This is a genomic window from Coxiella endosymbiont of Ornithodoros amblus (assembly GCF_019425495.1).
GTDB lineage: Bacteria > Pseudomonadota > Gammaproteobacteria > Coxiellales > Coxiellaceae > Coxiella.
Genome location: NZ_VFIV01000094.1, coordinates 1 through 1702, shown reverse-complemented (window position 1 = coordinate 1702; position 1702 = coordinate 1). Strand labels below are relative to the sequence as shown.

Sequence of the window (1702 nt, the reverse complement as noted above, 5' to 3'; positions counted from 1 at the left end):
TCGTCAAAACTGATTGTTGACACAACAACCCAGGGCCTATACGTATGGAGCAAAGCAGAATACGGGAAAATAATGATCTCGTCTATCGCCCCCGTATTTCGCTGCGCTCATAGGGGGTACTTTTGCTAAAATTGGAAATAGCCGTGACTTGTGGGTAACAGATGGGAGAAGTTAAAACTTATTTGCTGCGGTTTTTACCTCTCCTGCCCTCTCCCGCAAGCATAGAGAGATTGTGGAAGGGATGCGTTAGAAGTTTTTATGATTTTATCTAGGATGTAAACTCAGGCCATCTATTGAGGCGTTAATAATTGAAAGGGGAGGAATCTTGAATCCAGATGCTACGAAAAGCAGTATAGTTGCTGTCTTAATCGGATTAATGATACTTATTGCTATTTATCTAACGGTGCCTTCGCACCCCGCCGAGCCTCAGGGAATTCTATTACCCACTGCATCCCCACAAACTCCCGTTCCTGCTGATCAAGTAAGCTTTTATAGTATGATAACAGCTCCCTACGTATATCAACGTTTAGGCAATATCAATCTCCAATTTTATTCAAAAAAACCGACGCCAGAATGTGAGGTTCGGATCCAACAGTACGTGAGAGAAATGACAGCACGGGTTGGAGCGAACGGAGTAATCGTATCCTTATTTGGTCACACGATGCCGGATGCTGTGAGGGGCGCCATGTCTTCTTATGTTTTTCGGGGTGTTGCTATTTATTCTGTACCGACTATTTAGAGGTTATACATGATTTTCGATTTTCTTAGTGTCTTATCGCTGCTAACGATTTTTGCCGGCGTTATTTTGTTAGTGGATATTCTCTGCGGGCGGATTAAAAAAATCCCGACTGAAAAAGACACTAAGCCACCACTTATTATTAATTACGCCCGTTCCTTTTTCCCAATTTTATTGATTGTACTGATTATTCGCTCTTTTTTATTTCAGCCGTATCGAGTACCGACAGGTTCATTGGAGCCAACGATCATGCCTGGCGACATGATTTTAGTGAATCAGTACAATTATGGATTGCGAGTTCCATTATGGAATAAAAAAATTGTTGATGTTGGCGAGCCGAAAAGGGGTCAAATTGCTTTATTTCGTTGGCCTGTCAATCCAGGAGCTACATTTGTAAAGCGTGTTATTGGCGTACCCGGCGATCGAATTACTTATCAGGATAAAATTTTTTATATTAATGGGAAAGAAATGTCGCAAAAATTTATTGAGAATACACTGGAAATCGGCGACGACGGTAAAACCTGGCCGGCAAAAGAATATGAAGAAGATTTAAATGGTGTTAAACATTTAGTTATTTTACGGCCAGATAGACCGGCGCAAAACTTTAAAGATTTAATTGTCCCCAAAGGAAAATACGTGATGATAGGCGATAATCGTGACGATAGCGATGATAGCCGCTCATGGGGCTTTGTTCCCGCCGGCAATTTTATCGGCCGCGCAATTTTAATTTGGATGAGTTGGGATTCTCAAAAAGATTGCGTTCGTTTAGAACGTATTGGCGATCGCTTGTAAATTTAATTTAAGACAGCCAAAACTCCGTATTTCGCTGCGCTCATAATTCTATACATAACAAAAGCAGTTAAGTTGATGAAATGGTCAGAAAAGCTGCTGAGTATTCAGTAGAATTCCTGATGTTATTGAAGGATAAGGGGTTCTTGATGAAAGACATCAGTGGGTTAGTAACCA

General features: G+C 41.1%; 2 protein-coding genes. Both read left to right on the top strand.

Annotated features, from left to right (window positions below):
* Nucleotides 1–325: 325 nt before the first annotated feature.
* Entirely contained in the window at nt 326–739 is a 414-nt protein-coding gene (locus FIV31_RS07515) for a hypothetical protein (RefSeq protein ID WP_280124343.1), read from the top strand.
* Between the two features lie 9 nt (nt 740–748).
* Nucleotides 749–1528: a signal peptidase I gene (lepB, locus tag FIV31_RS07510; RefSeq protein WP_280124342.1), complete on the top strand. Its 780-nt coding sequence runs from the start codon at nt 749–751 to the stop codon at nt 1526–1528.
* Nucleotides 1529–1702 lie beyond the last annotated feature (174 nt).

Excerpts from the sequence above, each read along its gene's own strand:
- lepB (WP_280124342.1), top strand. The coding sequence starts at position 749 with ATGATTTTCGATTTTCTTAGTGTCTTATCGCTGCTAACGATTTTTGCC.